Origin of the sequence: Microbacterium saperdae, assembly GCF_006716345.1 — a bacterium.
GTDB classification, from domain to species: Bacteria; Actinomycetota; Actinomycetes; order Actinomycetales; family Microbacteriaceae; genus Microbacterium; species Microbacterium saperdae.
Map to the genome: position 1 here is coordinate 120,670 of NZ_VFOX01000001.1, position 25,056 is coordinate 145,725.

Here is a 25,056-nt window from a genome sequence, read left to right on the forward strand (position 1 = left end):
ATCACCGCCGAGACCCACCCCCGCCGACGTGTGCGGGGGTGGGTCTCGGCGTTCTCGATGGGTCTCGGCGCTCAGGAAGCGTCAGGCGCGCGTCACATCCAGCTCGATGACCGACCACGACAGCGGAGGCAGGGTGGCGCGCACGGCGCCGCCGACGACCTCGGCGCCGGCGAGCGGAACCATGTGCACCGTGTCCGGGGCGGTCTCGAGGTTCGCGGTGCGGCGGTCGCCGCCCTCCGGCACGGTCAGCGTCTCGGCCTGGCGCAGGCGCAGGTCGCCGAGCCCGTGCAGGTCGATCGTGAGGTCGTTCTGCTCCTCCAGCGAGCGGTTGGCGACGAACACCACGAGCTTCCCGGACTCCTCGTCCCAGGTCGCGGCGGCATCGATGGAGTCCACACCGCCGTAGCGCTTCGTCTCGATCTGCGAGGCGGTCACGGCGAGGCGCAGGATGCGGCCCTTCGCGAGGCGCGCCATCCGCTCGAACGGCCAGAAGCTGGTCTGGCGCCAGGCCGGACCGTTCTCCTCGGAGCGGATCGGCGCGATCACGTTCACGAGCTGGGCCTGGTTGGCGATGCGCACGCGGTCGCCGTGACGCAGCAGGCTGTTCAGCAGGGTGCCGACGACGACCGCATCCGTCACCGAGTACGTGTCCTCGATCAGACGCGGATGCTGACGCCATCCGGCCTTCGCGATCTCTCCGGCCTCGACGTCGTTGTACGTGCGCTGGTCCCACACGTTCCACTCGTCGAATGAGATGTCGACCTGCTTGGTGTGCTTGCCCGCCGCCTTGACCGCGTCGACCGTGGCGATGACGCCCTCGATGAAGCCGTCCATGTCGACGGACTCCGCCAGGAACGACTCGGTGTCGCCGTCGTGCTCCTGGTAGTAGGCGTGCATCGAGACGAAGTCGACCTCGTCGTAGGCGTGGGTGAGCACGGTGTGCTCCCACGAGCCGAACGTCGGCATGGACCTGCTCGAGGATCCCACCGCGACCAGTTCGATCGACGGATCGACCAGCTTCATGGCCTTGGCGGACTCCTGCGCCAGCCGGCCGTACTCGGCTGCGGTCTTGCCGCCGATCTGCCACGGTCCGTCGAGCTCGTTGCCCAGACACCACAGCTTGATGTCGAAGGGCTGCTCCGCGCCGTTCCTGCGACGGAGGTCCGACCAGTAGGTGCCGCCGGGGTGGTTCGCATACTCGACCAGTGCGCGGGCCTCCTCGACGCCGCGGGTACCGAGGTTGATGGCCTCCATGACCTCGACGTCGGCCTCCTTGGCCCAGTCCATGAACTCGTGCAGACCGAATGCGTTGGTCTCGATCGTGTGCCAGGCGCCGTCGATGCGCACCGGGCGATCCTCGACGGGGCCGACGCCGTCCTCCCAGCGGTACCCCGAGACGAAGTTTCCGCCAGGGTAGCGGACCACGGTCGGTCCCATCTCCTTCACGAGGGCGAGCACGTCGGTGCGGAAGCCGCGCTCGTCGGCCTGCGGGTGGCCCGGCTCGTAGATGCCGGTGTACACGCAGCGGCCCATGTGCTCGACGAACGACCCGAAGAGTCGGCGGGGGACGTCGGCGATCGTGAAGTCGCGGTCGATGGTGATGCGGGCCTGAGACATTGCTCTCCTTGTGAGTGGGCCGGGGTAGGGGATGTCGGGTGCGGTTCTACTGACCGCCGAAGCCGCTCGTCGCGACTCCCTTGACGATCTGCTTCTGGAAGATGATGAAGACGATGATGAGCGGAAGCGCGGCGAGCACGGCCTGCGCCATGACCTGCGCGTACTGCACGCCGTAGGCGCTGATCACGGTCTGCAGTCCCACCGGGAGCGTCATCAGAGTGGTGTCGTTGATGACGAGGAAGGGCCACAGGAAGTTGTTCCAGGCGCCGATGAACACGAAGATCGCGACGGATGCCAGGATCGGCCGCGACAGGGGCAGCACGATCGACCAGAAGATGCGCAGGCGGCTGGCGCCGTCGACGCGGGCGGCGTCTTCCAGCTCGATCGGGATCGCGTCGAAGAACCGCTTCAGGATGAACACCATCGCCGGCGCCACGACCTGAGGCAGGATCAGGCCCCAGTAGGTGTCGATCAGGTTGAAGGCGAGCATCTCGTAGAACAGCGGGATGATCAGCACCTGCGGCGGCACCACGATCGAGGCGATGATCACCACGAACAGCCACTTGCGACCCGTGAAGTCGAGGCGCGAGAAGGCGTAGGCGGCGAGAGCGGAGATCGTGAGGGTGATCAGGGTGATCGCGACCGAGGTGAACAGGCTGTTGAGCGCCCAGGTGTACACGTTGCCCTGCGACAGGATCGCCGTGAACGCCTCGATCGTCGGCCCGGTCGCACCGATCCAGGACGGATCGCCGGAGGCGGCATCCGTCTCGGTCTTGAACGCGGTGGCGATCGCCCAGAGGAACGGCAGCAGCCAGCCGAGCGCCAGGATCGCGAGCACGATGAACGCGGTGACCCGGAGCGGAGCGAAGGGCTTCTGGCCGGGCAGGTGCGGACGTGCGGCGCGGCGGGCGGGCTTCGGAACGGTCAGGGTCTCGGTGGGGGAGAGGGTGGTGGAGGACATCACTGCTGCTCCTTCCGGCGACGCGAGACCAGGGCCTGCGCGACGCCGATGACGACGATGAGGGCGAAGAAGACGTACGAGATCGCGGCCGAGTAGCCGAACCGGTAGCTCACGAAACCGGCCTCGTAGATGTACTGCACGATCGAGCGGGTGGTGTCGCTCGCGACGCCGCCGAGCATCTGGTACGCCTGATCGAACAGTTTGAGCGAGGCGAGGATCTGCAGGATGAGGATCAGCACGGTCGCCGGTCCCAGCTGCGGAAGCGTGATCGACCAGAACTGGCGCCACGGACCCGCGCCGTCGAGCGATGCCGCCTCGTACTGCTGCGAGGGGATGTTCTGCATGGCCGCGAGGTAGAGCAGGAAGTTGAATCCGACGGTCCACCACACGGTCGCGATCACGATCGAGAGCATGTTGGTCTCGGGGTTCTGCAGCCACGCCAGCGGCTCCAGTCCGAAGAACTTCAGGATGTTGTTGGCCGCACCGATCTGCGGGTTGAAGATCCAGACCCAGATCTGCGAGATCACGGTCGACGCCAGCAGGTACGGCATGAAGAACGACAGGCGCCAGAGCCACTGCCCGGGCAGTCCGCGATCGACCAGCGCCGCCATGAGCAGCGCGATGACCACGAGCGGCACGGTGGAGAGGAGGGTGAACCAGACCGTGTTGCCCATCGACTGCCACATCACGGGGTCGGTCAGGGCCTCGGCGTAGTTGGCGAAGCCGACGAAGGCGCCGCCGGCACCCGTGAGCGACTGATCCGTGAAGCTCAGGATGATGCCGTGGATGATCGGCCAGACCAGGAACAGCGCGAAGGCGATCAGGAACGGGGCGAGGAACGCCCAGCTGACCAGTTGCTCCCGGTTGCGCGAGCCTGCGCGTCGGGGGCGGAAGTCGGCGGCGCTGCCCGTGACGATCGTGCGGGTGGTGGCTGCTGTCGTGGTCATGGCTTCCACGTCCCCTCGGGATCGGCGGGGTTGGGTTGGCGGAGCAGGGTGTTTACGCGGGTCTCGAAACGGTCGATCGCCGCGGCGGGGTCGTCGCCCGAGAGCAGCACGCCCTGGACGGCCGCGCCGAACTCGCTCTGGAAGTTGGAGCCCGATCCGGTGAACCAGGCGGTCGGGTCGTAGACGACGTGCTCGGCTGCTTCGGCGTAGTGCGCCTGCGGGATCAGGTCGGCGTAGGCGGGGGACGAGGTGACGGGGAGGAACGCCGGGATGTGTCCGGCCTCCGCCCACCCGAACGAGCCCTTCAGCATGTCGGCGACGAACTGATACGTCAGGTCGCGGCGCACCGGATCGGCGTTCGTCTGATGCGGCAGCACGAAGGAGTGCGAGTCGGCGTACACCGCCGGGGTTCCGTAGAGCGTGGGGATCATGGTCGCGTCGAAGGGGAGCTTCGCGTTCTGCATGGTGCGCAGCTCCCACACCCCGGTGAAGAGCATGCCGCTCTTGCCCGTCGCGAACTCGGCCACCGCTCCGCCGTAGTCGGCCTGCGCCGCGGCGATCTCGCCGTCGAGGAGCGTCTGCATGAAGGTCAGGGATTCGACGGCGGCATCCTTGTCGATCACGGCCTTGCCGCCGACGGGCAGTTCGATCGCGAGGCCGTGCTGGGCGTACAGCCCGTAGAACAGGCGCCACATCTGGGCACCGTCGCCGAGGTAGCCGTACGACAGGGCGTGACCCTCGGCGGAACCGCCGATCGTGCGCAGCTGGTCCAGGAACTCCTCCGGAGAGGAGGTCTCCTGCAGGCGGCCGTCGGAGTCGAGCACGCCCGCCGCATCGCAGATCTCGGTGTTGAACATCGCGACGAAGGGGTGCGCGTCGAGAGCGACGCTGTACATGTTCTCGCCGACGAAGCCCTTCTCCCAGATGGGGGTCGGGAAGGTGGAGGCGTCGACGCCGAGCGCGGCGAGCCGGTCGAGGTCCCAGGTGTCGAGCAGGCCGCCCGGCGCCCAGCCGACCGTGCGGGTGGCGTGCATGATCGCGACGTCCGGTGCCCGACCGCCGGCGCCGGCCATCGCGAGCTTCGTGTAGTACGGGGTGCCCCAGGCGAGCACGGTGGGGCGGATGCGGAACGCGGACTGCGCGCTGTTCACCTGGTCGAGCAGCGACGACATCGTGACGCCGTCACCTCCGGAGAGCAGATGCCAGAACTGCAGGGTCTCGGTGCGGGAGCCGGCGACGGCTCCGGGGGCGCAGCCGGCGAGCAGCACGGTGCCGGCGGCGAGGGAGGCGGCAGTGAGGAACTGCCTTCTGGACAGATCGAGCGGGGGCGTCATCGTCACTCCTTCGTGACTGTGAGGTGGACGACTCATCATTACATCGATGTAATGGCGGGCGCAAGCATCATTCCGTGACCGGTCCCGGCAGGCTGATCAGGGGTGGTGACCGGCGGGGCGCCCCGCGGTGCTGGCGCGCTCCAGCAGCCGGTGCGAGAGCGTGAGCGCCTGCGGCAGGGCAGCCCGGTCGTCCATGCGCGATTCCAGCAGCCCGAGGGCGGCGACGGCGAACGCGCGGCGATCGAAGGCGATCGTCGTCAGCGACGGCGAGGTGAACTTCGAGAACTCCACGTCGTCGAAGCCGGTCACGATCACGTCTTCCGGTACGCGGATGCCGTTCTCATGCAGCGTGTGCAGGGCCCCCAGCGCCAGGGTGTCGGTGAGCGCCACGATCGCGTCGAAGGCGACCTTGCGGTCGAGCAATGCGCGCACGGCATCCGCGCCTCCCGACATCGACCACGGGAGGCGGTTGATCTCGAGGGCGGGGTCGCGGGGGATCCCCGCCTCACGGAGCGCGTCGTGGACTCCCTCGAGGCGCAGGCGGCTGGTCGCCGTCGCGACCGAGGGATCGTCATCCGCTCCCACCACGGCGATACGCCTGGCGCCGCGGGAAAGCACGTGGCGTGTGGCATCCGCGGCCGCGAGGCGGCTGTCGATGCGCACGTGATCCGCCCGGTTCTGCTCGACCTCGCCGATCACCACCAGGGGAGGCAGGCGGTCGGCGTACTTCAGCACACTGTCCTCGAGGCGGATCGGGTTCAGGATCAGGCCGTCGACCAGATGTGCTCTGGCGCGGGAGACCAGCTCCTTCTCGCGCTCCGGATCGGATGCCGTCTCCTCGATCTGCACCGCGAGGCCGCGTTCGTGCGCGGCCTCGACGATGCGATGCATGAGTTCGGCCGAGAATGCCGTGGCGAGATCGGGGAGGGCGACCGCGATGATGCCCGAGCGCCCCTTGCGCAGACCGCGGGCGCTGAGGTTCGGCACGAAGTCGAGCTGCAGCATCGCCGCCTCGACCTTGCTGCGCGTGTCCTCGTTCACCGGGACGGTGCCGGTGACCACGTTCGACACGGTCTTCGGCGAGACGCCCGCGAGTGCCGCGACGTCCTTCATCGTGGCCCGGGGCGGCATCGCAGTCATCCTGTCACCCTATCCGGGAGGTCGCTGAGCGTCACGAGTACATCGATGTAGCGGGACGCATGACTACGATGACGGCATGAGCAACGAACGCAACTGGGCGGGCAACCTCACGTATCGAGCAGCGACGCTCGCACATCCGACCTCGGTCGACGAGGTGCGCGCACTGCTGGCGCAGGGCGGCCCGGTGCGCGTGCTCGGATCGCGGCACTGCTTCAACGACATCGCCGACACCGACGGCACGCTGATCGCGCTGGACCGTCTGCCTCGCGTGTTCGAGGTGAGCGAGGAGCGGGACGCGGTGCGCGTCTCGGCCGGCCTGCGCTACGGCGACATCGCGCCACTGCTGGAGGCCGAGGGTCTCGCGCTCGCGAACCTCGCCTCGCTGCCGCACATCTCGATCGCCGGAGCCGTCGCGACCGGCACGCACGGCTCGGGCGATGCGATCGGGTCTCTGGCGAGCGCGGTCCGCGCGATCACGATCCTCACCGCCGCGGGGGAGATCCGCCGCCTCCGCCGCGGCGACGACGGCTTCGACGGCGCCGTGGTGAGCCTCGGGACGCTCGGCGTGGTGCTCGACGTCACGCTCGACGTGGAACCGACCTACCAGGTGTCGCAGTTCGTGTTCGAGCACCCGAGCTGGGATGCCGTGCTCGCCGACTTCGACGAGGTGACGTCGATCGGCACCAGTGTGAGCCTGTTCTCGACGTGGGAGCGCACCGACTTCGTCGACCAGATCTGGGTCAAGCAACGGCAGCCGGAGGCGCGGGAGGCCGCGCGGGAGTCGCTGTTCGAGCGCCTGGGCGCGGAGCCGGCGACGGCGAAGCGGCATCCGATCCTCGGCGTGGACCCCGTCGCCTGCACCGAGCAGCTCGGGGTGGCGGCGCCGTGGTTCGAGCGCCTCACCCACTTCAAGCTCGAATACACCCCGTCGGCCGGCGCCGAGCTGCAGAGCGAGTACCTCGTGCCCCGCGCCGATGCGGTCGCGGCGATCCAGGCGGTGCGGATGCTGGCAGGACAGATCGCGCCGCTGCTGCTGGTCAACGAGATCCGCACTGTCCGCGCGGACGACCTGTGGCTGAGTTCCTCGCACGGCACGGATGCCGTCGGCATCCACTTCACCTGGAAGCCCGAGGAGGAAGCCGTCCGCGCGCTGCTCCCCACGATCGAGGCCGCGCTGCCCGAGACCGCGCGCCCGCACTGGGGCAAGGTGTTCACGCTCGACCCGGCCGAGGTGCGCTCCCGCTATCCGCGATGGGACGACTTCGCCGCTCTCGCCGCCGCGTACGACCCCGAGCGCCGCCTCGTGAACCCGTACCTGCAGCGGCTGGGTCTGTAGAACGAACGTCGCTCCCGCCGCGACACGACAGCGGAATCCGAGGATTCGACTGACGTATCGCGACGGGAGCGTCGCGGAGCGGAAGCGATCAGCAGGTCTTGGCGGCGAACGTCTCCGTGACCGTCGAGCCAGACACCGTCGCCTGCACCTCGCCCGCGGCCACCGAGGCGGCACGCGTGCTGAAGGTCACCGTCGAGGTCTTGCCCCCGGCGAGGTCCACGACCTGGGTGCCGTAGGCGGACGACACCGTGACCCGCGCGGCATCCGTGCCGGCATTGGCGACCTTCACCGTGAGGACGACCTTGCCCGCCACACAGCGCGTCGACAGGTCGAGTCCGATGCCCGGGGTGACGGTGACCGTCGCCGTGACCGGCATGCGCGAGGCGTCCTGGGCGACCCCGCGCACCGTGAAGGTGCCGGCTGCCGCGTAATCGGCCGGGTCGACGCCCTCCCACGCGACATCGACCGACGTGGTGGCACCGCTCGCCGTCGTCAACGTCGCCTTCGGCAGCACGGGCGCGCTGCCGGCGCGGGTCGACACGGCGAGCGGGGCGACGTCGGTCACCGCGATCTCGGGCGCGAAACCCTCCAGCACCGTCTGGTACTCCGCGCGGGTCACCGGGATCACCGTGCCGTGCCGCGGCTTGCCGCCGTCGCTGTTCTGGGGCAGGTTCGCCCGCAGCGTCGAACCGAGCGCCTGCCACGACGAGCCGTCGGTGATGTCGTCGGATCCGAACGGGATGTAGTGGTTCGGTCCGCCGTGGTACGACGGCTGATCGATGAACAGATACCAGGACAGGCCGTTCACGTCACCGGGGTTCGCGGCGAAGATGTTCGGTCCCTCACCGCTGGAGTAGGTGCCGCCGGGTTCGCCGTTCGGCAGCCCGGTCGCGATCCGCTCCTTCACCAGGGTCCACTCGTCGGCGCTGCCGCTCGTACCGGGCAGCGCACCGCTGATCGTGGCGAGCAGGTCGGTCGACTTCTCCTCGCGGATCGTCATCGATGCCTCGTCCTTCGTGAAGCGGTAGTAGACGCCGTCCTCTTCCGCGACGGTCGAGTCGATCAGACCGAGTCCCGTTCCGCGCCGCACGTCCGACCAGATCTGCGGCTCGGAGAACGTCACGAAGTCATCCGTCGTCGCGTACATCATGCGGTTGTACGTCACGGCGGTGCGGGTGGACGCATCCGTGGTCGGGTAGAGGTTCGACGCCCAGAAGACGACGTAGCGCTGGATCTGCTCATCCCAGTACGCCTCCGGCGCCCAGGTGTTGCCCGCATACGCCGACGACACCTTCACATGGCGCTGAGCGGACCAGTTCACGATGTCGGTGGACTCCCACACCTCGATGTACTGCGATCCCGAGATCTGCGCGGTCGAGAAGCCGCCGGCCAGGCCGTCGATCTTCAGGTCGGTCGCGAGCATGTAGAACTTGTCGCCCTCGTGCGAGCGGATGATGAAGGGATCGCGCAGACCCTGCGTGCCCTGGGTCGAGGTGAAGATCGGCTCGCCGCCGTTCAGCGTGTTCCAGCGCAGCGCGTCGTCGCCCTTCGACGCGGCGAGACTCACGCGCTCCGCGCCGGCACCTTCGCCGGTGAAGAACGTCCAGACGTAGGCTTCCTTCTCGGCGTCGTCCGCCGGCTGAGGGCGCACGGTCAGCGCGAACGTGCGCGTCGCCGTGGCGTTCCCGACGGATGCCGTGACCGAGAGCGTCGCGGATGCCGATGCCGAGCCGGCCGCCGGGCGGGTGATCGACACGGTCGCGGATCCGTCACGCACTCCCGCACGGAGCGCAGCGGACGCGGAACCTGCCGTGACGGTCCAGCTCAGAGTCGAACCGTTCGCGCCGGTCGTCGGGACCGAGAACGAGGCCCTGAGGTCGTCGGCATCGGCCACCGCGACGGCAGCCAGATCGGCATCGACCTTGGCCTGGTCGGAGAGCGCGGCGGGCACCGTGACCGTGAACGTCCGGGTGGTCAGCGCGCCGCCGACCGTGAACGTCGCGGTGAGCGTGGCCACGGCATCCTCCGACCCGGGGGCGGGGCGGAGCACCGCCGCGGCACCGCCGGTGATCTGCACCGCGGGGCTGTCGGAGTCCCAGGAGATCGCGACCCCGCTCGTCGTGGTCGGCAGCGTGAACGCCTCGGTCGCGCTGGACGGGACAGTGACCGAGGCCACGGCCCGCTCGAGCGCCTGATCCGAGAAGATCTGCTGCACCTGTGCGGAGCTGAGCGCGCTCCCGTAGACGGCGAAGTCGTCGACATCGCCCGCCCAGCCCGCGTCGTTGTACGTCGAGCGCCCGAGGTAGCCGACCAGGGACGAGCCGAACGACGACACGTCGCGCCCGATCGTGACCGACGAGATCTGCGCACCGTTGACGTACGTCGTCAGGGTGCCGGCGGTGCCGTCGATCACGCTCGTGTACAGCGACATCCCGGCGGGTGTGCGCGCCCCGGAGGTCGCGGCGTTCGTCGCGCCGGCGCCGACCTCGGTGCCCCACGGAGCCCCCGCGTTCGTGGTGTTCGTCACGACGGACTTCACGTAGCCGCTCGGGTTGGCCGGGTTGAGCAGCCAGTAGCCGCTGGAGTAGCTCGCTCCCGAGGCGACGGGAGCACCGAGGAACGCCGCCGCCGTGTTGGCAGGACCCGTGCGTCCGCTCAGCCAGGTCGAGACCGTCAGCGTCTTCTTGCCGACGAGCCCCGAGGTCGGGATCTCGAGGTAGCCCGCGCTCGACGCGCTGCCTCCGGGCAGCGAGAGCTGTCCGTTCTCGACCTTGGCGCCGTTCTGCCTGAGCGTGGCGTCGTACCCGTTGCCGGTGGCGTCACCGACCGTCGCGCCGGAGGCGGCATCGAATGTGTAGTGGATGAGGGGCGTCGGCCCCTCGGCGGCGACCGAGGCCGTGTGCGTCGACACGGCTCCGATCGCCACCACGGTCGCGGCAGCGGCGGCCACGGCCGTCGCCTTGCGGATGCTCCTGGTGAGCAGACTCGTCATGGTCGCTTCTCCGATCAGTTGCAGGTGCCTGCGGCGAGAGGGCTGGATCCGGTGAAGCTCTGGTCGCCCGGTCCGGTCGCCGTCACCGTGATGCTGCCGGCGGGAACGCTGGCGAGACGGGTGGCGAACGACGCCGAGGACGATGCGCCCGCGGCGAGCGACAGCGTCTTCGAGCCGTAGGGCGTCGAGACCGTCACGGATGCGGCGACCGTCGCCGCGTTGTGCACGTTGACCACGACCTGAGCCTTGCCGAGCACGCAGCGCAGGCTCGATGTGGTGGTGATGGTCAGCGTGCTGACGGGGACCTCGGCCGAGGCCGACGTGGTGACCAGGCCGTCGCTGTAGCCGTCGTAGGTCGCCGTGACACCCGTGACCTCGGAGGGGATGTCGACCGCCGCGGTGCCTTCGGAGAGGGGGACCGTCGCGCTCCAGGCGCCGCCCGTGAACGTGACGGTTCCTGCGACGTCGCCGCCGTCGGCCGCCGTGACGGTTGCCGTGGCGCGGCGTGCCTCGACCTCGAGCGCGGTGGTCGACGTGACCGCCTCGATCGACGTCCAGTCGTGCATCGCGGTGAGCACGGTCTGAGGCACGCTGACGAAGGCGCCGTGACGCGGGCTCGCCGGGAGCCCGCCCGCGGGGCGGACGTTCCAGGTCGAACGCTGCGAGAGACGGTCGGACTGGCTGCTCGACGCGATCTCCGCACCCGTGGTGAGGAAGGCGCGGTATCCGCCCGCGCTGTAGTTGTCGACGAGGAAGACGTAGCCGTCACCCGAGGTGTTGTTCGGGTCACCCGCGTTGAGCTTGATGATCTCGGGTCCTTCGCCCGCCTGCCCGGTCTCGAGCGTGGTCATCCGGGTGTCGGTGAGCTGCCAGGTCGTGGTCGGGTCGGCGCTCCAGTTCGACGAGGTCGTCGGTGCGGTCAGCACGGTCGAGCGCTCGAGGAAGATGTCCTTGCCGGCCTCGAGCGTGCCGGCGGCGCCGGACTCCTCGTTCTTGGTGAAGCGGTAGTAGTAGTCGCCGATCTTCGTGACCGTGGAGTCGATGCGCGCGTAGCCCGTGTCCTGCCAGCTGGTCGGCGGGTAGGTGAAGGTCCGGAAGTCGCGGGTGGTCACGTAGAACATCCGGGCGTACAGGTTGTCGCTGTTCGTGTGGCTCGCGTCGGAGTACTTCCGGGAGGCGAAGAACACCACGTACGATTCCAGATCGTCATCCCAGTACGCCTCGGGCGCCCAGGTCATGCCCGCCTCGGGCTGGTTGATCGTGATGCCCGTGTTCTCGCCGTTGGTGCGCGTCCACGAGACCATGTCGGTCGACTCCCAGACCTCGACCTTGAGGCTGCCCTGCGACTGGGCGGGACCCCAGCCGGTGCCGCAGCTGATGCAGAGGTCGGTGGCGATCATGTAGTACTTGTCGCCGTCGTGCGAGCGCAGGATGTACGGGTCGCGCAGACCGGTGGTGTCGGCGGTCGACGTGATCACGGCCTTGCCGTCGTTCACGGGCGAGAACGTGAAGAAGTCGTTGCCGCTCGTCGCCGCCTGGTAGATCTTCTCGTCGCCATCCGACTTGAAGTAGGCGCTGGCGTAGCCGGCATCCGGCGCGGTGCGCGCGTGCTCGGCGACCGTCACCGTGAACTCGCGCGACAGCGTCGTGCCGTTCAGCGTCGCGCGGGCGGTGAGGGTGACGTCGCGGTCGCCCGTGCCGTATGCCGGGCGCTCCACGATGCCGCCGCCGCGGTACGGATCGGCCGCGCCGACGGAGGGGGCGACGTAGGCGGCATCCGTGGCGGTGACCAGGTCCTCGTCCGAGGACGACCAGGTGATGGTCGAACCATCGACCGCGCCCTTCGTCACCAGCGCGAGATTCTCGGTGGTGCGCTCGGACAGGTCGATCGCGTCGAGATCGGCGGAAGCGGATGCGGCAGCCACGGTCACGGTGAAGGTGATCGGCGACCCGGAGGCCGGCGTCGCGGTGATCGTCACCGTGGTGTCGGTCGAGACCGCACGCGAGACCACGCCGGTGTTCGAGATCACCGAGGCGTCGGACGACGACCAGGTGAGGGACACGCCGTTCGAGGACGCGGGGAAGGTGAGGTTGCTGCGCACCGCGTCGAGCGTGGCGTTGGCTCCCTTGATGACGGGCAGCAGATCTCCGCGGAGCAGCGCCTGCGTGGTCGCGGACTTCTCCGACGAGGTCGGCATGCTCGCCGTCACCTGGTCGGCGGTCAGTGACGTGTCCCAGAACCGCACGTCGGTGACGTCGGCGGCGAGCAGCGCGTCGCCCGTGTAGAGCGAGCGGCCCAGGTAGCCGAGGGTGCCGGAGGTGGGCACGATGGAGCTGAGGCTGGAGGAGTGCGTGGTCGTCGAGATGACCTGGCCGTCGCGATACAGCGTGAGGGTGTTGCCGCTGCCGACCATGGTGAGTGTCGTGAAGCCGGGGTTGAGGCCGCCGCCGGCGGGAAGGCGGACCTCGCCGTTGCCCGTGGGGGTCTTGACCCGGATTCCGGAGAGCACCTGGTTGCTGTAGCCGCCCTCGCCCGAACGCGGGTTCACGAAGACGTGGTTGCCGAGGGCGGTGGTGTTCCATGCTCCGACGCCGTTGCCGATCACCCAGCCGAACTGATTCCCGGCCGTCTGCGTGGCCACGGTGTACTCGACCGTGAAGTCGTTGTCTGCACCGGAGACGAGACCCTGGGGGAGTGCCGCGTAGCCGTCCTTCTTGAAGCGCAGCACATCGTCGCCCGCCGCGTCGACGAACGAGGCGTCCGTGAACCCGGTCAGTGTGGCATTGCGCCCGTTGCCTGAGACGTCGAGCAGCGTGGCGCCCGAGTGCGACATGTCGTAGTGCGCGCTGGGCGTCGGCACGTCGGCGGCGAACGCCGCGGACGGGGTCAGGGCGCACAGCGATGCGGCGAGGGTCCCGACGACGGCTGCGGCTGTCAGCCGCCTGCGCGGGGGTGGGGAGGGGCGGGATGCGCTCACAGCGAGATCTCCTGTCGTCGTTGACTGAATGCCCCGCTGACGCGGTCATCCGGGGGTGCCCTTCGGGCGGGCTCTTCGGAATGTTAGCGGACACATTCCCGGAAATACAGGGGTGATCGGAAAACCGAGCGATCAGGTCCCTCGGTCGCGCGTCGCTACTTGACGTGCAGATGACGGGGATCGTAGGGTATCGATGTTCCCGCTAACAACCTGGGGACGGCTGCACTCCACTGGGGGAGTGCGCCGGGCAAGGGCGCCCACGCAGTTCCTGCCCGATGCCTGAAGCGAACCCGACAGCCATCAGGCTGACATCGATTCGGCGCGGTACCCGCCGGCCGAGGAACTGGAGAGACCAACATGAGCAAGAAGAGCATGGCCGCGCGCTGCGCCGTCGGAGTCGTCGGCGGTCTGATGCTCGCCGGTGTGGGCGTCGCCGCCTTCGCCGACCCGAGCGAGAACGGATCCGGCGACGTCGATGTCACGGTCGACATCGCCTCCACCGAGACCGGCGCGCTGAGCCTCACCGTCGCGGGAACCGAGACGTCGCTCACGGAGACCGGGTCGACCGCGTCGTTCCGGCAGTTCACGGGGGCCCTGCCGAACGTCACGGTGACGGACACCCGCGAGGACGTCGACGCCGGGGTCTTCTGGTACGTCACCGGTCAGGCGAGCGACTTCGTCGGCGCCGCGGGCCAGGCGAGCATCACCCCCGATCACCTCGGCTGGACGCCGAGCATCGTGACCGCCAATGACGGCGAGGTCGCCGAAGGAGACACGGTCGGCACCTCGATCGACGGCGGCGTGAACGGCGTCGGCCTGGTCGGCCAGGAGCTGCTCGCCCTCGCCCTCGACTCGGCGGACGCGCAGGCGGCATCCGGGCAGTGGACCGCGACGGCGAACCTCGTGCTGAAGACCCCGGTCACCGTCGCGCCCGGCTCGTACACCTCGACGCTGACGCTGTCGCTGTTCGAAGACTCGTACTGAGTCCCCCTCGTCCGCCGGAGACATCATGACGACCCGCCCCCGCACGTGGATCGCGTCGAGCGCCGCGGCTCTGCTCGCGCTGCTCGCAAGCGTGGCGCTCCCCTCGAGCGCGCTCGCCGAGGATGCGCAGGCTGACGCGGTCTCGTGGTCGGTGTCTCCGGCGGACAGTACCGGCGCAGACGGCCGCGTCACGATCGAGCACCAGCTGGACCCCGGCGAGAGCGTCGAGGAGCACGTGCTCGTGCGCAACCTCGGCGCGGGCGATGTCGTCTTCTCGCTCTCCGCTGCGGACGGCTTCTACACCGAGGCGGGCAGGTTCGACATGCTCGCCTCCGATCAGGAGTCGACAGGTGCCGGCACCTGGATCGCCATCCCGGACGACGTCGAGATCCCGGCGGGTGGCTCTGCGGTCATCCCCTTCACGATCACCGTGCCCGAGAACGCGGAACCCGGAGATCACGCGGCCGGTGTCGCGGCATCCGTCATGTCGGTCAAGACGGACGACTCCGGGACGACGGGGGTCGGTGTCGAGAGTCGTGTCGGGGTCAAGGTCATCACCCGCGTCGCGGGAGCGATCACCCCTGCTTTCACCGTCGGCGGTGTGCAGACCGACTTCCGGGTCGACGCGAACCCCTTCGAGGCCGGTGAGCTCACGGTCACCTTCGATGTGCAGAACACCGGAAATGCACGGATGGATGCCGCGGGCACCCTGAGCATCGCGGGTCAGCAGGTCGCCTTCCCCGCCGAGGGTCAGCGCCCGCAGGTGCTGCTCCCCGGTGAGACCCGCTCGTTCACGCTCGCGATGACCGGCGTCTGGCCCCTCGTCCTCCTCTCGGGTGATCTGACGGTCGCACCTGTCGCCGCATCGCTCGACGGAGAGACGCTCGCCGTGGCGTCCTCGACGACGCCGGTCACGGTCTGGGCGATGCCCTGGCCGCAGCTGCTCGTCGTCGCCGGGGTCGCGCTGCTGGTGTTCGCCCTGCTCTGGAACCGCATCCGCTCCCGTCGTCGGGTCGAGGACCTGATCTCGCAGGCCGTCGAGCGCGGCCGCAAAGAGGCTCTGGCTCTCCCGGACCACGGCCGAGAGAAGATCGCCGGATGACGTTCCCCCTCGCGCTCGCCGACGATACGGATGTCGATGCCACCGGCCGGTTCGGCGGTGTGCAGATCCACGTCGAGATCCTGCCGCTCCGCACTCCGCCGCCCGTCGAAGGCCTCGCCGGCACCGGTGCGGATCTGCCGCTGCTGCTGATCGCCGCCGGCATCGCACTGCTCGTCGTCGGTGCGATCGTCCTCGGCCGGTGGGTCAGGAGGCGATCCGCGGCCTGACCTCCTTCCGCCGGTGTGCCGGCCCGCCGGAAGTCGCCGTAGGCGGCATCCGACGATCGCGCCTCTCGCGCACTATCGTTGTACCGTTCGCGGTCATCGTGCGAGGGGGGCTTCCATGACCACCGATTCCGCACCAGCCGGCGGTTCACGCAAGCCGAGCATCTACGACGTCGCCGATCGTGCGGGTGTCTCGCACATGACGGTCTCGCGCGTGCTCAACGGCCATCCGAACATCCGCGCGTCCACCAGGGACAAGGTGATGACGGCGATCGACGAGATGCACTACACGCGCAGCTCGATCGCCCGCGCCCTCGCGACCAACCGGGCCATGCGGATCGGCGTGATCATCGACAATCCCGGCTTCTACGGTCCGAACAGCGTCCTGCGCGCGATCGAGGTTGCCGCCAGGCAGAACGGCTACGCCGTGAGCAGCTTCTCGGTCGGCGAGGCGGATGGCCGCCGGGTCGATGCCGGTGTCGTCGAACTGGTGACGCAGGGCGTCGATGCCCTGTGCGTGATCGCGCCGCGCGCCTCTTCCCTCGATCTGCTGCGCCAGCAGGCGATCTCGGTGCCCACGCTGGTCGTCAAGGAGGAGCCGGACGCGCAGATGCACACGGCATCCGTCGACCAGCGGGCGGGGGCGACGGCGGCCGTGCGTCATCTGATCGACCTCGGGCACCGCACGATCCTGCACATCGCGGGCCCGCCCGACTGGTTCGATGCGAAGGCCCGCACCGAGGCCTGGCAGGCGGCGCTCGAGGCGGAGGGGCTGCCGGTCGTGCCGCCTCTCATCGGCGACTGGTCCTCCGATTCCGGCTACGCCTTCGGCCGCGAGCTCGAGCTCGGAGGCGCGACGGCGGTCTTCGTCGCCAATGACCAGATGGCGCTCGGTGTCATGCACGGGCTGGCGGAGCGCGGCATCCGTGTACCGGACGACGTGAGCGTCGTCGGTTTCGACGATGTGCCGGATGCGCGGCACTACCAGCCGCCGCTCACCACGGTGCGCCAGCACTTCGCGCTGCTGGGCGAGGTCGTCATCGGCGAACTGGTCGCCGCGATCGAGGGCGAGGAGACCGGGGAGCGCGAGCTGATCCAGCCCGAACTCCGCGTACGCTCCTCGACGGCGGCCCCTCGGGCCTGAGCTCCCCGCGCGCACGTCGCCTCGTATCGGTCCCGTCCGAACGGACGGTTGACGTCAACAGAGGGCTTCCCTATGCTCATTGTTACCGCTCACTGTTGACGTCAACACACTCTGAGGACAGACGATGAAGTCGAAGAGAACCATTTCCGCGCTCGGGATCGGCGGCATCGCCGCGGGCATGCTCGTCGCGGGCAGCCCCGCGGCCGTAGCGGCCGCCGTCCCCCTGACGATCACACCCAATCCGGCCTACGCGTCCGAGCCCTTCGAGGGGTGGGGAACCAGCCTCGTCTGGTTCGCCAACGCCACGGGCGGTTATCCGGAGGACGTCCGCCAGGACCTCCTCGACAAGGTGTTCGGTGAGGAGGGGCTCAACCTCAACATCGCCAGATACAACATCGGCGGGGGCAACGCCACCGATGTTCCCGGGTACCTGCGCCCCGGCGGCGCGGTCGACGGCTGGTGGAACCCCGATCTGGCCAGCTCCACGTACGCCGACCGTGCCGACTATCGTGCCGCCTGGGACGGCGACGACCCGGCGAGCTACGACTTCGACGCGGATGCCACGCAGCGCTGGTGGATCGACGCGCTCAAGGACAAGATCACGCACTGGGAGGCGTTCAGCAACTCCCCGCCCTACTTCCTCACCCAGAGCGGCTACGTGTCGGGCGGTATCGGGAACGGGACCAGCGAGCAGCTCGCCCCGGCCGATATGGAGGCGTTCGCCGACTATCTCGTCACGGTGGTCGAACGCATCGAGCAGGAGCACGGGATCGACTTCGAGAGCCTCGATCCGTTCAACGAGCCCAACACGAACTACTGGTCCACGACGCTGGGCGGCAACGGCTGGCCCACCTCGGCGAGCCGCCAGGAGGGCGCCCACGTCGGGCCCGTCGCGCAGGACCAGATGATCAAGGTCCTCGCCGCGCGGCTGGCCGAGGACGGGACCACCACCGACGTCCCCATCTCGGCGATGGACGAGACCAACCCGGGGATCTTCGCGACGAACTGGAACGCGTGGAGCGACGAGGCCAAGGCCGAGGTCGCACAGCTCAACGTGCACACGTACGGCACCTCGGGCCGGCTCGTGGTGCGCGATATCGCCAAGAGCGCCGGCAAGCCGCTCTGGATGAGCGAGGTCGAGGGCGACTGGGACGGAACCGGGTACAACCTCACCAACATCGAGAACGGTCTCGGCATGGCCGGGCGCATCGTCGACGACCTGCGCGAGCTCGAGCCGAGCGCCTGGGTCTTCTGGCAGCCGGTCGAGGACACGTACAACATGGAGAAGGTCGAGGACAAGAACTGGGGTTCGGTGTTCGTCGACTTCGACTGCAATGCCGACGGCGACTCGGAGCGGCGCATCGCCGACGGCGATGCCGACCCGAGCTGCCAGGTGCAGACCAACGCGAAGTACAACACCGTGCGCAACTTCACGCACTACATCCAGCCCGGTGACGCGCTGATCCCGACCGACAACACGCAGACCACTGCGGCTGTCGACGCCGACGGCGACGGTCTCACGCTCGTCCACGTGAACTCCGAGCCCACAGAGCGCCGGATCACGATCGACCTCTCGCGCTTCGGCTCAGTGGGTGCGGGTGCGACGGTGACCCCGATCGTGACCACGCAGTCCAAGACCGAGAACCCCGAGAGCAACGCCCTCGTGCAGGGCGCCGCCGTGGCGGTCGACGCCGCGAACCGCACCGCGACGATCACGGTGCCCGCGAAGTCGGTCACCACGCTCCTCGTCTCCGACGTCTCGGGCGTCGCGGACTCCGCCACCGCGCTGCGCGACGGGCGCGACTATCAGCTCTTCGGGGTGCAGAGCGGCAAGGCCCTCGCTGCGAACGGCACGGCTGCCGTCATCCGCACCTCGGCCACCACCGCGGATGCCGCCACCGCGCAGACCTGGACCGTGCAGAGCCTCGAGGGTGAGGGCACCGACCGTCATCGGTTCGCCCTGCGCGCGGGTGACGGCCGCTATCTCGCCGAGTCGGGAGGCGCGGTCGCCGTCGTCAGCGCGAGTGCCGAGGATGCGGCATCCGACCCTGCTCTGCAGTGGATCTCGTCGACCACGGACGGCAAGACCTTCTCGATGCTCAGCGTCTCGAGCGAGCGGGTGCTCGACGTCAACGGCCAGAGCAGCGCCGATGGCGCGAGCGTGGGGTTGTGGACGTCGAACGACGGCTCGAATCAGCGGTGGACCCTCGCCGACACCGAGATGCTCTCGGTGAAGGACGTCGCGACCGGCACCGCGCCCGGCGTCGCCCCCGCGCTCCCCGCCACCGTCACGCTGAGGTATCGCGGCGGCATCGAGCGCACGGCCGCTGTCACCTGGGCGACCGCGGGCGTCGACTGGTCATCGCCCGGTGCCCGCACGGTCAGCGGCTCCGGAACCGACCTGTTCGGCGCGCCCTTCCAGGCCACTGCGACGGTCGAGATCGGCAGTGTCGGCTTCTCTGAGCCCGTGTCCGTCACGACCTATGCGGGGGTGCCGCTCGCCACCGTGCAGGCTTCCGCGCCCGGCACGGTTCCTGCTGTGGTCGGCGCGAGCGATCAGCGGATCGACACCGCCGTCACGTGGAACTGGGGCGGGATCTCCGCCGCGTCGTTCGCGAGCCCCGGGGTCGTCACTGTTCCGGGAAGCGCGCAGGCGCCCGGCGGCATCGCACTGACGGCGACGCTGTCGGTCATCGTCACCGAGCCGACCGCGGCGAACGTGGCACCGGCGAGCACGGCATCCGCCACGTTCACCGAGAGCTCGAGCTATGGCGTCGATCGCACCAAGAACGGCGTGACGACCGACAAGGGCTGGTCGAACTGGAGGTCCGGCACCAAGAACGCGCAGGACACGCTGACCTACACGCTCGCCGCGAGCTCGACCATGCAGAACGCGAAGCTCTTCTTCTACAAGGACGGCTCGTCGAACACGTGGCCCCAGTCGCTGTCGGTCGAGTACCGCCTGGGAACGGGGGCATGGACGTCGCTCGGTGCGGTCGATGTGCCCGTGCCCGCCGACGGCTCGGCCCCGATCGTCGAGGTGCCGATGAAGGGCGTGCAGGCGGATGCCGTGCGCGTGGTGATGAACGCCCGCTCCGCGACCCACCTGGTCGTGTCCGAGGTCGAGCTCTCCGCCTCGGCGCCCGGCGTCTCGTCGGTCGCCGCGCTCGCCGCAGTATCGCTCGACGGCACGCCGCTGGCCGGCTTCTCGCCCGAGGTCACCGAGTACGAGGTGCCGTGGCGAGCGGGAGAGCGCCCCACCGTGCGCGCTGTCGCCGTCGACCGGGCAGCGTCGGCGGAGGTCTCGCAGCCGGATGCCGACGGAGAGGCGGTGATCGTCGTCACGGCGCCGTCGGGTGCGACGCGCACCTACACGCTCGCCTTCGTGGATGCGGTGGAGCCCTCACTCGGTGCGACCGTCGCGACCAGCGTGCGCTGCGTCGCCGGCAAGGCGCAGCTGGTGCTCTCGGTCACCAACTCCAGTGACGTCGCCACCGACATCACGCTGACGACGCCGTACGGCACGAAGTCGCTCAGGGGCGTGGAGCCGGGCGCGCGCCCCTCGGCGATCGCGCAGGCCACCAGGCTCGTATCGTTCCCGGCGGGCAGTGTGCAGGTGGACCTGGCTGCGGATGCCGGCGGCACCCGCGTCACGGAGAGCCTGCAGGTGGCGTACCTGCCCGGCTCCTGCGGCTGAGCATCGAGATCGGAAGGCCCTGCGGACGCTGTCCGTGGGGCCTTTCCGCGTGGCGGGGGTGGGAGGAGAAGGGCATCGACGTCACGGAATGTTTCCGCTAACATTCTGGGAGAGTCGCGCTGAGGCGGCTCGCCCACGAACCGAGGACTCATCGATGACGCTGCCTCCCCTCCCCCCTGTCGCTTCGCGCGTACGCCGCACCGGTGCGCGCCGCTCCCTCGTCGCCGGGCTCGCCCTGAGCGCGATCGTCGCGTCCCCGCTCGCCGCGGTGACTCCGGCCTCCGCGGCGGAAGACGAGCATCTGCAGCTCCGATACGCCTTCGACGAGACGGCAGGCACGACGGCGCACGACAGCTCCGGCAACGGCCGTGACGGCGTCATCGTCGGCGGGGCGGCGCTCACCGGCACCGAGGGGATCGCTCTGGACGGCGTCGACGACCACGTGGCGCTGCCGGCGAACACGCTCGCCGGGCTCACCTCGATCACGGTCAGCACCGAGGTGCTGGTCGCCCCGGCGCAGAAGACGGCGTACATGATCTGGGCGATGGGCAACACCGACGCCTCGGGCGTCGGCAACGGATATCTGTTCTCCACCGGCGACGCCTACCGGGCCGCGATCGCTTCGGGGAACTGGTCGACCGAGCAGGGCGTGAACAGCGCGGCGAACCTCGCCCGCGGTTCGTGGAAGACCCTCACCTACACGCTCGACGACGCCACCGACACGAGCAGGCTCTACCTCGACGGGGTGCAGGTCGCCCAGAACACCGGCGTCACGACCACCCCCGCGCAGATCGGCTCCGGCGTCACTGCGGCCAACTACATCGGGCGCTCGGTCTACTCCGCTGACAGATTCCTGCTGGGCAACGTGCGCGACTTCCGCATCTACGACGTCGCACTGTCGGCCGGTGAGGTCGCAGCGCTGGTCACCGACGACGCCGTGCGGGTGCAACGCGACCGCGCCGCGCTGAGCATCGGCGACACCGGTGCGGTGACCGCCGACCTCGTGCTGCCCTCCACCGGGGTGAACGGCACGACGGTGACCTGGTCGTCGAGCGACGCCGACGCCGTCTCTGATGCGGGCATCGTCACGCGTCCCGCCGCAGGGGACGCCGATGCGACGGTGACGCTCACGGCGACCCTGACCCGAGGCGGATCCTCGGCCACGAAGGAGTTCGCCGTCACCGTTCTGGCACAGCCCGGAGCGGATGCGCGCGCGCAGGCCGACCTCGATGCGATCGTGATCCCCGGTGCCGCCGACATCCGTGGCAACATCACCCTGCCGACCGATGGCGCAGTGAACGGCTCGGCCGTCACCTGGAGCGCTTCGCCCGCAGGCGCCATCACGACCCGTGCGCAGGACGGCAAGGCCGCAGGCGTGGTCACCCGAGGCACCGCCGACCAGCAGGTCGTGCTCACCGCGACCGTCGCCGGAACCACCGCGACCCGCAGCATCCCGGTGACGGTCACCGCTGCGCCGCAGGGCCTCGACACCGACTACACCGCCGGGTACCTGTGGACGCACTTCGCGACCGAGGGCGGATACGAGAAGATCTTCCTCGGCTACAGCCAGGACGGCCTCCAGTGGTCGAAGCTCAACGACGACGCCGCGATCCTCGCGAACCTGGCCGGCGACCTCGGGGTGCGCGACCCCCACCTGGTCCGTGCCCCCGAGGGGGACAAGTACTGGATCATCGGCACCGATCTGCATGCGGAGGGCGGCGGGACCGGCGGCTCCGGCTGGGACCAGCTCAACGCCAGCCAGAACATCGTGGTCTGGGAATCGACCGACCTCGTGAACTGGAGCGACCAGCGCATCGTCTTCGCCGGGTTCGACCAGGCCGGATGCGTGTGGGCACCGGAGGCGACCTACAACGAGGCGACCGGCGAGTACTACGTGTACTGGTCCGCCCGCGATCGCAGCGAGAACGGCACCGACGACTGGGCGCTGCGCGTGTACCTGACCAAGACCCGCGACTTCGTCACGTTCTCGGAGCCCGAGGTCTGGCTCTCGCTCAACGAACAGGGCGACGGCGCCGGCGGCGCGAACATTATCGACACGACGATCGCCGAGAAGGACGGCGTCTTCTACCGGTTCTCGACCTCCGACTGGCAGACCGTGGTCGACACGGCCACGAGCCTCGACGGTCCCTGGACCCGTGTGATCGATCGCGGGGAGGCGGCGGCTCACGGACTCAAGGCCTCGATGGAGGGGCTGACCGTGTATCAGCTGCCCGACGGACGCTGGGCGGTGATGGGCGACCAGAGCGGATACTACGCACACGTCGCCGACTCGCTGGCGAGCCTCGACTTCACCCAGTTGGCGGTCGGCACCGGGGCTGACCAGTACTCCTTCGACAAGGCGTTCCGGCATGGGTCCGTGCTCCGACTCTCGGCGCAGGAGCAGGAGCGGCTACTGGCCGCCTACGGCGAGAACCCGGTCGAGCCGGAGCAACCGTCCGAGGAGGCGATCGCCGAGTACACCTTCGACGACGGCACGCTCCAGGACTCGGCGGGCTCGGCGGATCTGACCGCATCGGGCACCGCGGCCGTGGTCACGGATGCGGAGCGGGGCAAGGTGCTCCGCGTCGACGGATCGACCAACGGCTTCGCATCGTTCCCGCAGGGCTTCTTCGACGGTCGCCGCACCATGACGGTGTCGATGGATGTGAAGAGCGAGAAGTCCAGCGGCAACTTCTTCACGTTCGCGTTCGGCAAGGACTCGAACGCGTACTACTTCCTCCGGGTGCGGGGTGCTGACGTGCGCAGCGCCATCACGAAGGCCTCGTACCAGAACGAGTCGGCGGTGACCGGGTCGGTCTCCTCCGGGCAGTGGCACCACTACGACCTCGTCTTCGACGGGGCGCGGATGACGGTGTACGTCGATGGAGTGAGACTCGGCGAGAATGCCGCGCTGAACACCGCCGTCGACGGTCTCGGGACGAACCTTCTCGGCTACCTCGGCAAGTCGATGTACGGCGCCGACGGCTACTTCCAGGGCTCCTTCGACGATGTGAAGGTCTACAACCGGGCGCTCACCGCATCCGAGATCCTCACCCAGGCCGGGGCGTTCGACCAGCTCACCGGTATCTCGCTCGCAGACGCGTCGGCCCTCAAGCTCGCCCCGATCGCCGACGGCGCCGACCGCACGGCGGTACTGCCGCTGGTCAAGGGCACGGATGTCTCGGCACTCGCCCCGACGTTCACCGCCGCCGAAGGGGTGACGGTCTCGCCGGCATCCGGAACCGTCGTCGACCTGTCCTCACCGGTCGAGTACACGCTCACCGCACCGGACGGCTCGGAGGCGATCTGGACGGTCACGGCGCAGATCGTGAACTCGCCGGTGCTCGACGGTCTGTATGCGGATCCGAACATCGCCGTCTTCGGAGACACCTATTACATCTACGCCACGACCGACGGATACGCCGGGTGGGGCGGGAAGGACTTCTACGTCTGGTCGTCGAAGGACCTCGTGGACTGGACCCGCTCGGAGGAGCCCTTCCTGACCCTCGATGGAGCGAACGGCAACGTTCCGTGGGCGACGGGGAATGCCTGGGCGCCGACCATCATCGAGCGCGGAGGTAAGTACTACTTCTACTTCTCCGGCCACAACCCCACCTATGACCGCAAGACCATCGGAGTGGCCGTCGCCGACAGTCCTGTCGGTCCCTTCGTCGCGCAGCCCACGGCGATGATCGTGAACAACGAGTCCGTCACCTCGGGGCAGGCGATCGACCCGGCCGCGTTCCACGATCCGGTCACCGGCAAGTACTACCTCTCGTGGGGCAACGGCAGCCCGGTCATCGCCGAGCTCAACGACGACATGGTCTCGATCAAAGCGGGCACCTACCAGCGGATCAACGGTCTGACCGACTTCCGCGAGGGCGTCTTCCTCAACTACCGCAAGGGGCTGTATCACCTGACGTATTCGATCGATGACACCGGATCCGAGAACTATCGCGTCGGTTACGCCACGGCCACGAGCATCAACGGTCCGTGGACGTATCGCGGCGTGATCCTGCAGAAGGACCCTTCGCTGGGGATCCTGGCCACGGGGCACAGCTCGATCATCAACGTGCCGGGCACGGATGACTGGTACATCGCCTACCACCGCTTCGCGATGCCGGGTGGAGACGGGCAGAACCGTGAGACGACCATCGACCGCGTGACGATCGGCGCCGATGGGCTCTTCCAGACCGTGCAGCCCACCCTCACGGGTGTCGCCGCGCAGACCGTCGGTGCGCGGCTCGATGTCACTGCGACCACCGCGACGCGGTGTGTGGCCGGCAAGCTCACGCTCGTGGTCACGGTCACCAACGGTTCGGATCGTGCGGTCACCGCGTCGATCGATGGCGCGTACGGAAGCAAGGACGTCGTGATCGCGGCCGGGAAGACGGCGTCGGCGACGTTCGCCACGCGGCTGGCAGCGATCCCGGCCGGCGCCGTGACGGTCAGCGCGACCGCGGAGGGAGCCACGGATGCGTCCGTGAGGGCGACGGTCGCGGCTGGTTCCTGCGGCTGAGCGACCGCACCGGCTGACCGGGCCCCGCCGCCTCGCGCGGCGGGGCCCGGCACGCCCGCTGCGCCGATTGCACCGTGAAGC

The 25,056-nt window shown here is 69.1% G+C and carries 14 protein-coding genes; 7 read left to right on the plus strand and 7 right to left on the minus strand.

Annotation, left to right across the window (positions count from 1 at the left end):
• Positions 1–81: 81 nt before the first annotated feature.
• The 5 genes from arfA to FB560_RS00625 all read right to left on the minus strand — a co-directional run bounded on the left by arfA (position 82) and on the right by FB560_RS00625 (position 5,999).
• Entirely contained in the window at positions 82–1,617 is a 1,536-nt protein-coding gene (gene arfA, locus FB560_RS00605) for an arabinosylfuranosidase ArfA (protein WP_141870585.1), read from the minus strand.
• 46 nt (positions 1,618–1,663) lie between these two features.
• Complete coding sequence (locus FB560_RS00610) at positions 1,664–2,578, minus strand: carbohydrate ABC transporter permease (protein WP_141870586.1); 915 nt, start codon at positions 2,576–2,578, stop codon at positions 1,664–1,666.
• Positions 2,578–3,525 (minus strand): carbohydrate ABC transporter permease, encoded by a 948-nt coding sequence (locus FB560_RS00615; RefSeq protein ID WP_188895280.1) that lies wholly within the window; start codon positions 3,523–3,525, stop codon positions 2,578–2,580. Before FB560_RS00615 ends, FB560_RS00610 begins: the two co-directional genes overlap by 1 nt.
• Positions 3,522–4,859: an extracellular solute-binding protein gene (locus FB560_RS00620; protein WP_141870587.1), complete on the minus strand. Its 1,338-nt coding sequence runs from the start codon at positions 4,857–4,859 to the stop codon at positions 3,522–3,524. Before FB560_RS00620 ends, FB560_RS00615 begins: the two co-directional genes overlap by 4 nt.
• A gap of 96 nt (positions 4,860–4,955) precedes the next feature.
• Complete coding sequence (locus FB560_RS00625) at positions 4,956–5,999, minus strand: LacI family DNA-binding transcriptional regulator (protein ID WP_141870588.1); 1,044 nt, start codon at positions 5,997–5,999, stop codon at positions 4,956–4,958.
• A 76-nt stretch (positions 6,000–6,075) separates the two neighbouring features.
• Here FB560_RS00625 and FB560_RS00630 point away from each other — a divergent pair, with 76 nt between their 5' ends.
• Positions 6,076–7,335, plus strand: a complete 1,260-nt coding sequence (locus FB560_RS00630; protein ID WP_141870589.1) for an FAD-binding protein — start codon at positions 6,076–6,078, stop codon at positions 7,333–7,335.
• A gap of 88 nt (positions 7,336–7,423) precedes the next feature.
• Here FB560_RS00630 and FB560_RS00635 read toward each other — a convergent pair whose 3' ends face one another.
• Together FB560_RS00635 and FB560_RS00640 are read right to left on the minus strand one after the other, a co-directional pair.
• Entirely contained in the window at positions 7,424–10,327 is a 2,904-nt protein-coding gene (locus tag FB560_RS00635) for an immunoglobulin-like domain-containing protein (protein ID WP_141870590.1), read from the minus strand.
• Positions 10,328–10,341: 14 nt separating this feature from the next.
• Positions 10,342–13,305 carry an immunoglobulin-like domain-containing protein gene (locus tag FB560_RS00640; RefSeq protein ID WP_229673364.1) on the minus strand — a complete coding sequence of 988 codons (2,964 nt, stop codon included), beginning with the start codon at positions 13,303–13,305 and terminating at the stop codon, positions 10,342–10,344.
• Between the two features lie 357 nt (positions 13,306–13,662).
• Between FB560_RS00640 and FB560_RS00645 the strand changes: the two genes are divergently transcribed.
• The 6 genes from FB560_RS00645 to FB560_RS00670 all read left to right on the plus strand — a co-directional run bounded on the left by FB560_RS00645 (position 13,663) and on the right by FB560_RS00670 (position 24,975).
• The gene (locus tag FB560_RS00645; RefSeq protein WP_211349929.1) at positions 13,663–14,289 is read left to right on the plus strand and encodes a hypothetical protein; all 627 of its coding nucleotides are present in this window, start codon (positions 13,663–13,665) and stop codon (positions 14,287–14,289) included.
• A 25-nt stretch (positions 14,290–14,314) separates the two neighbouring features.
• On the plus strand, positions 14,315–15,391 hold the full coding sequence (locus tag FB560_RS00650) for a COG1470 family protein (protein WP_141870592.1): 1,077 nt from the start codon (positions 14,315–14,317) through the stop codon (positions 15,389–15,391).
• The gene (locus FB560_RS00655) at positions 15,388–15,618 is read left to right on the plus strand and encodes a hypothetical protein (RefSeq protein WP_141870593.1); all 231 of its coding nucleotides are present in this window, start codon (positions 15,388–15,390) and stop codon (positions 15,616–15,618) included. The genes FB560_RS00650 and FB560_RS00655 overlap by 4 nt, the downstream gene beginning before the upstream one ends.
• Before the next feature lie 115 nt (positions 15,619–15,733).
• Positions 15,734–16,759, plus strand: a complete 1,026-nt coding sequence (locus tag FB560_RS00660; protein WP_141870594.1) for a LacI family DNA-binding transcriptional regulator — start codon at positions 15,734–15,736, stop codon at positions 16,757–16,759.
• A 124-nt stretch (positions 16,760–16,883) separates the two neighbouring features.
• Positions 16,884–20,456, plus strand: a complete 3,573-nt coding sequence (locus FB560_RS00665; protein WP_141870595.1) for a glycoside hydrolase — start codon at positions 16,884–16,886, stop codon at positions 20,454–20,456.
• Positions 20,457–20,610: 154 nt separating this feature from the next.
• Entirely contained in the window at positions 20,611–24,975 is a 4,365-nt protein-coding gene (locus FB560_RS00670) for a family 43 glycosylhydrolase (protein ID WP_229673366.1), read from the plus strand.
• Positions 24,976–25,056: the final 81 nt, after the last annotated feature.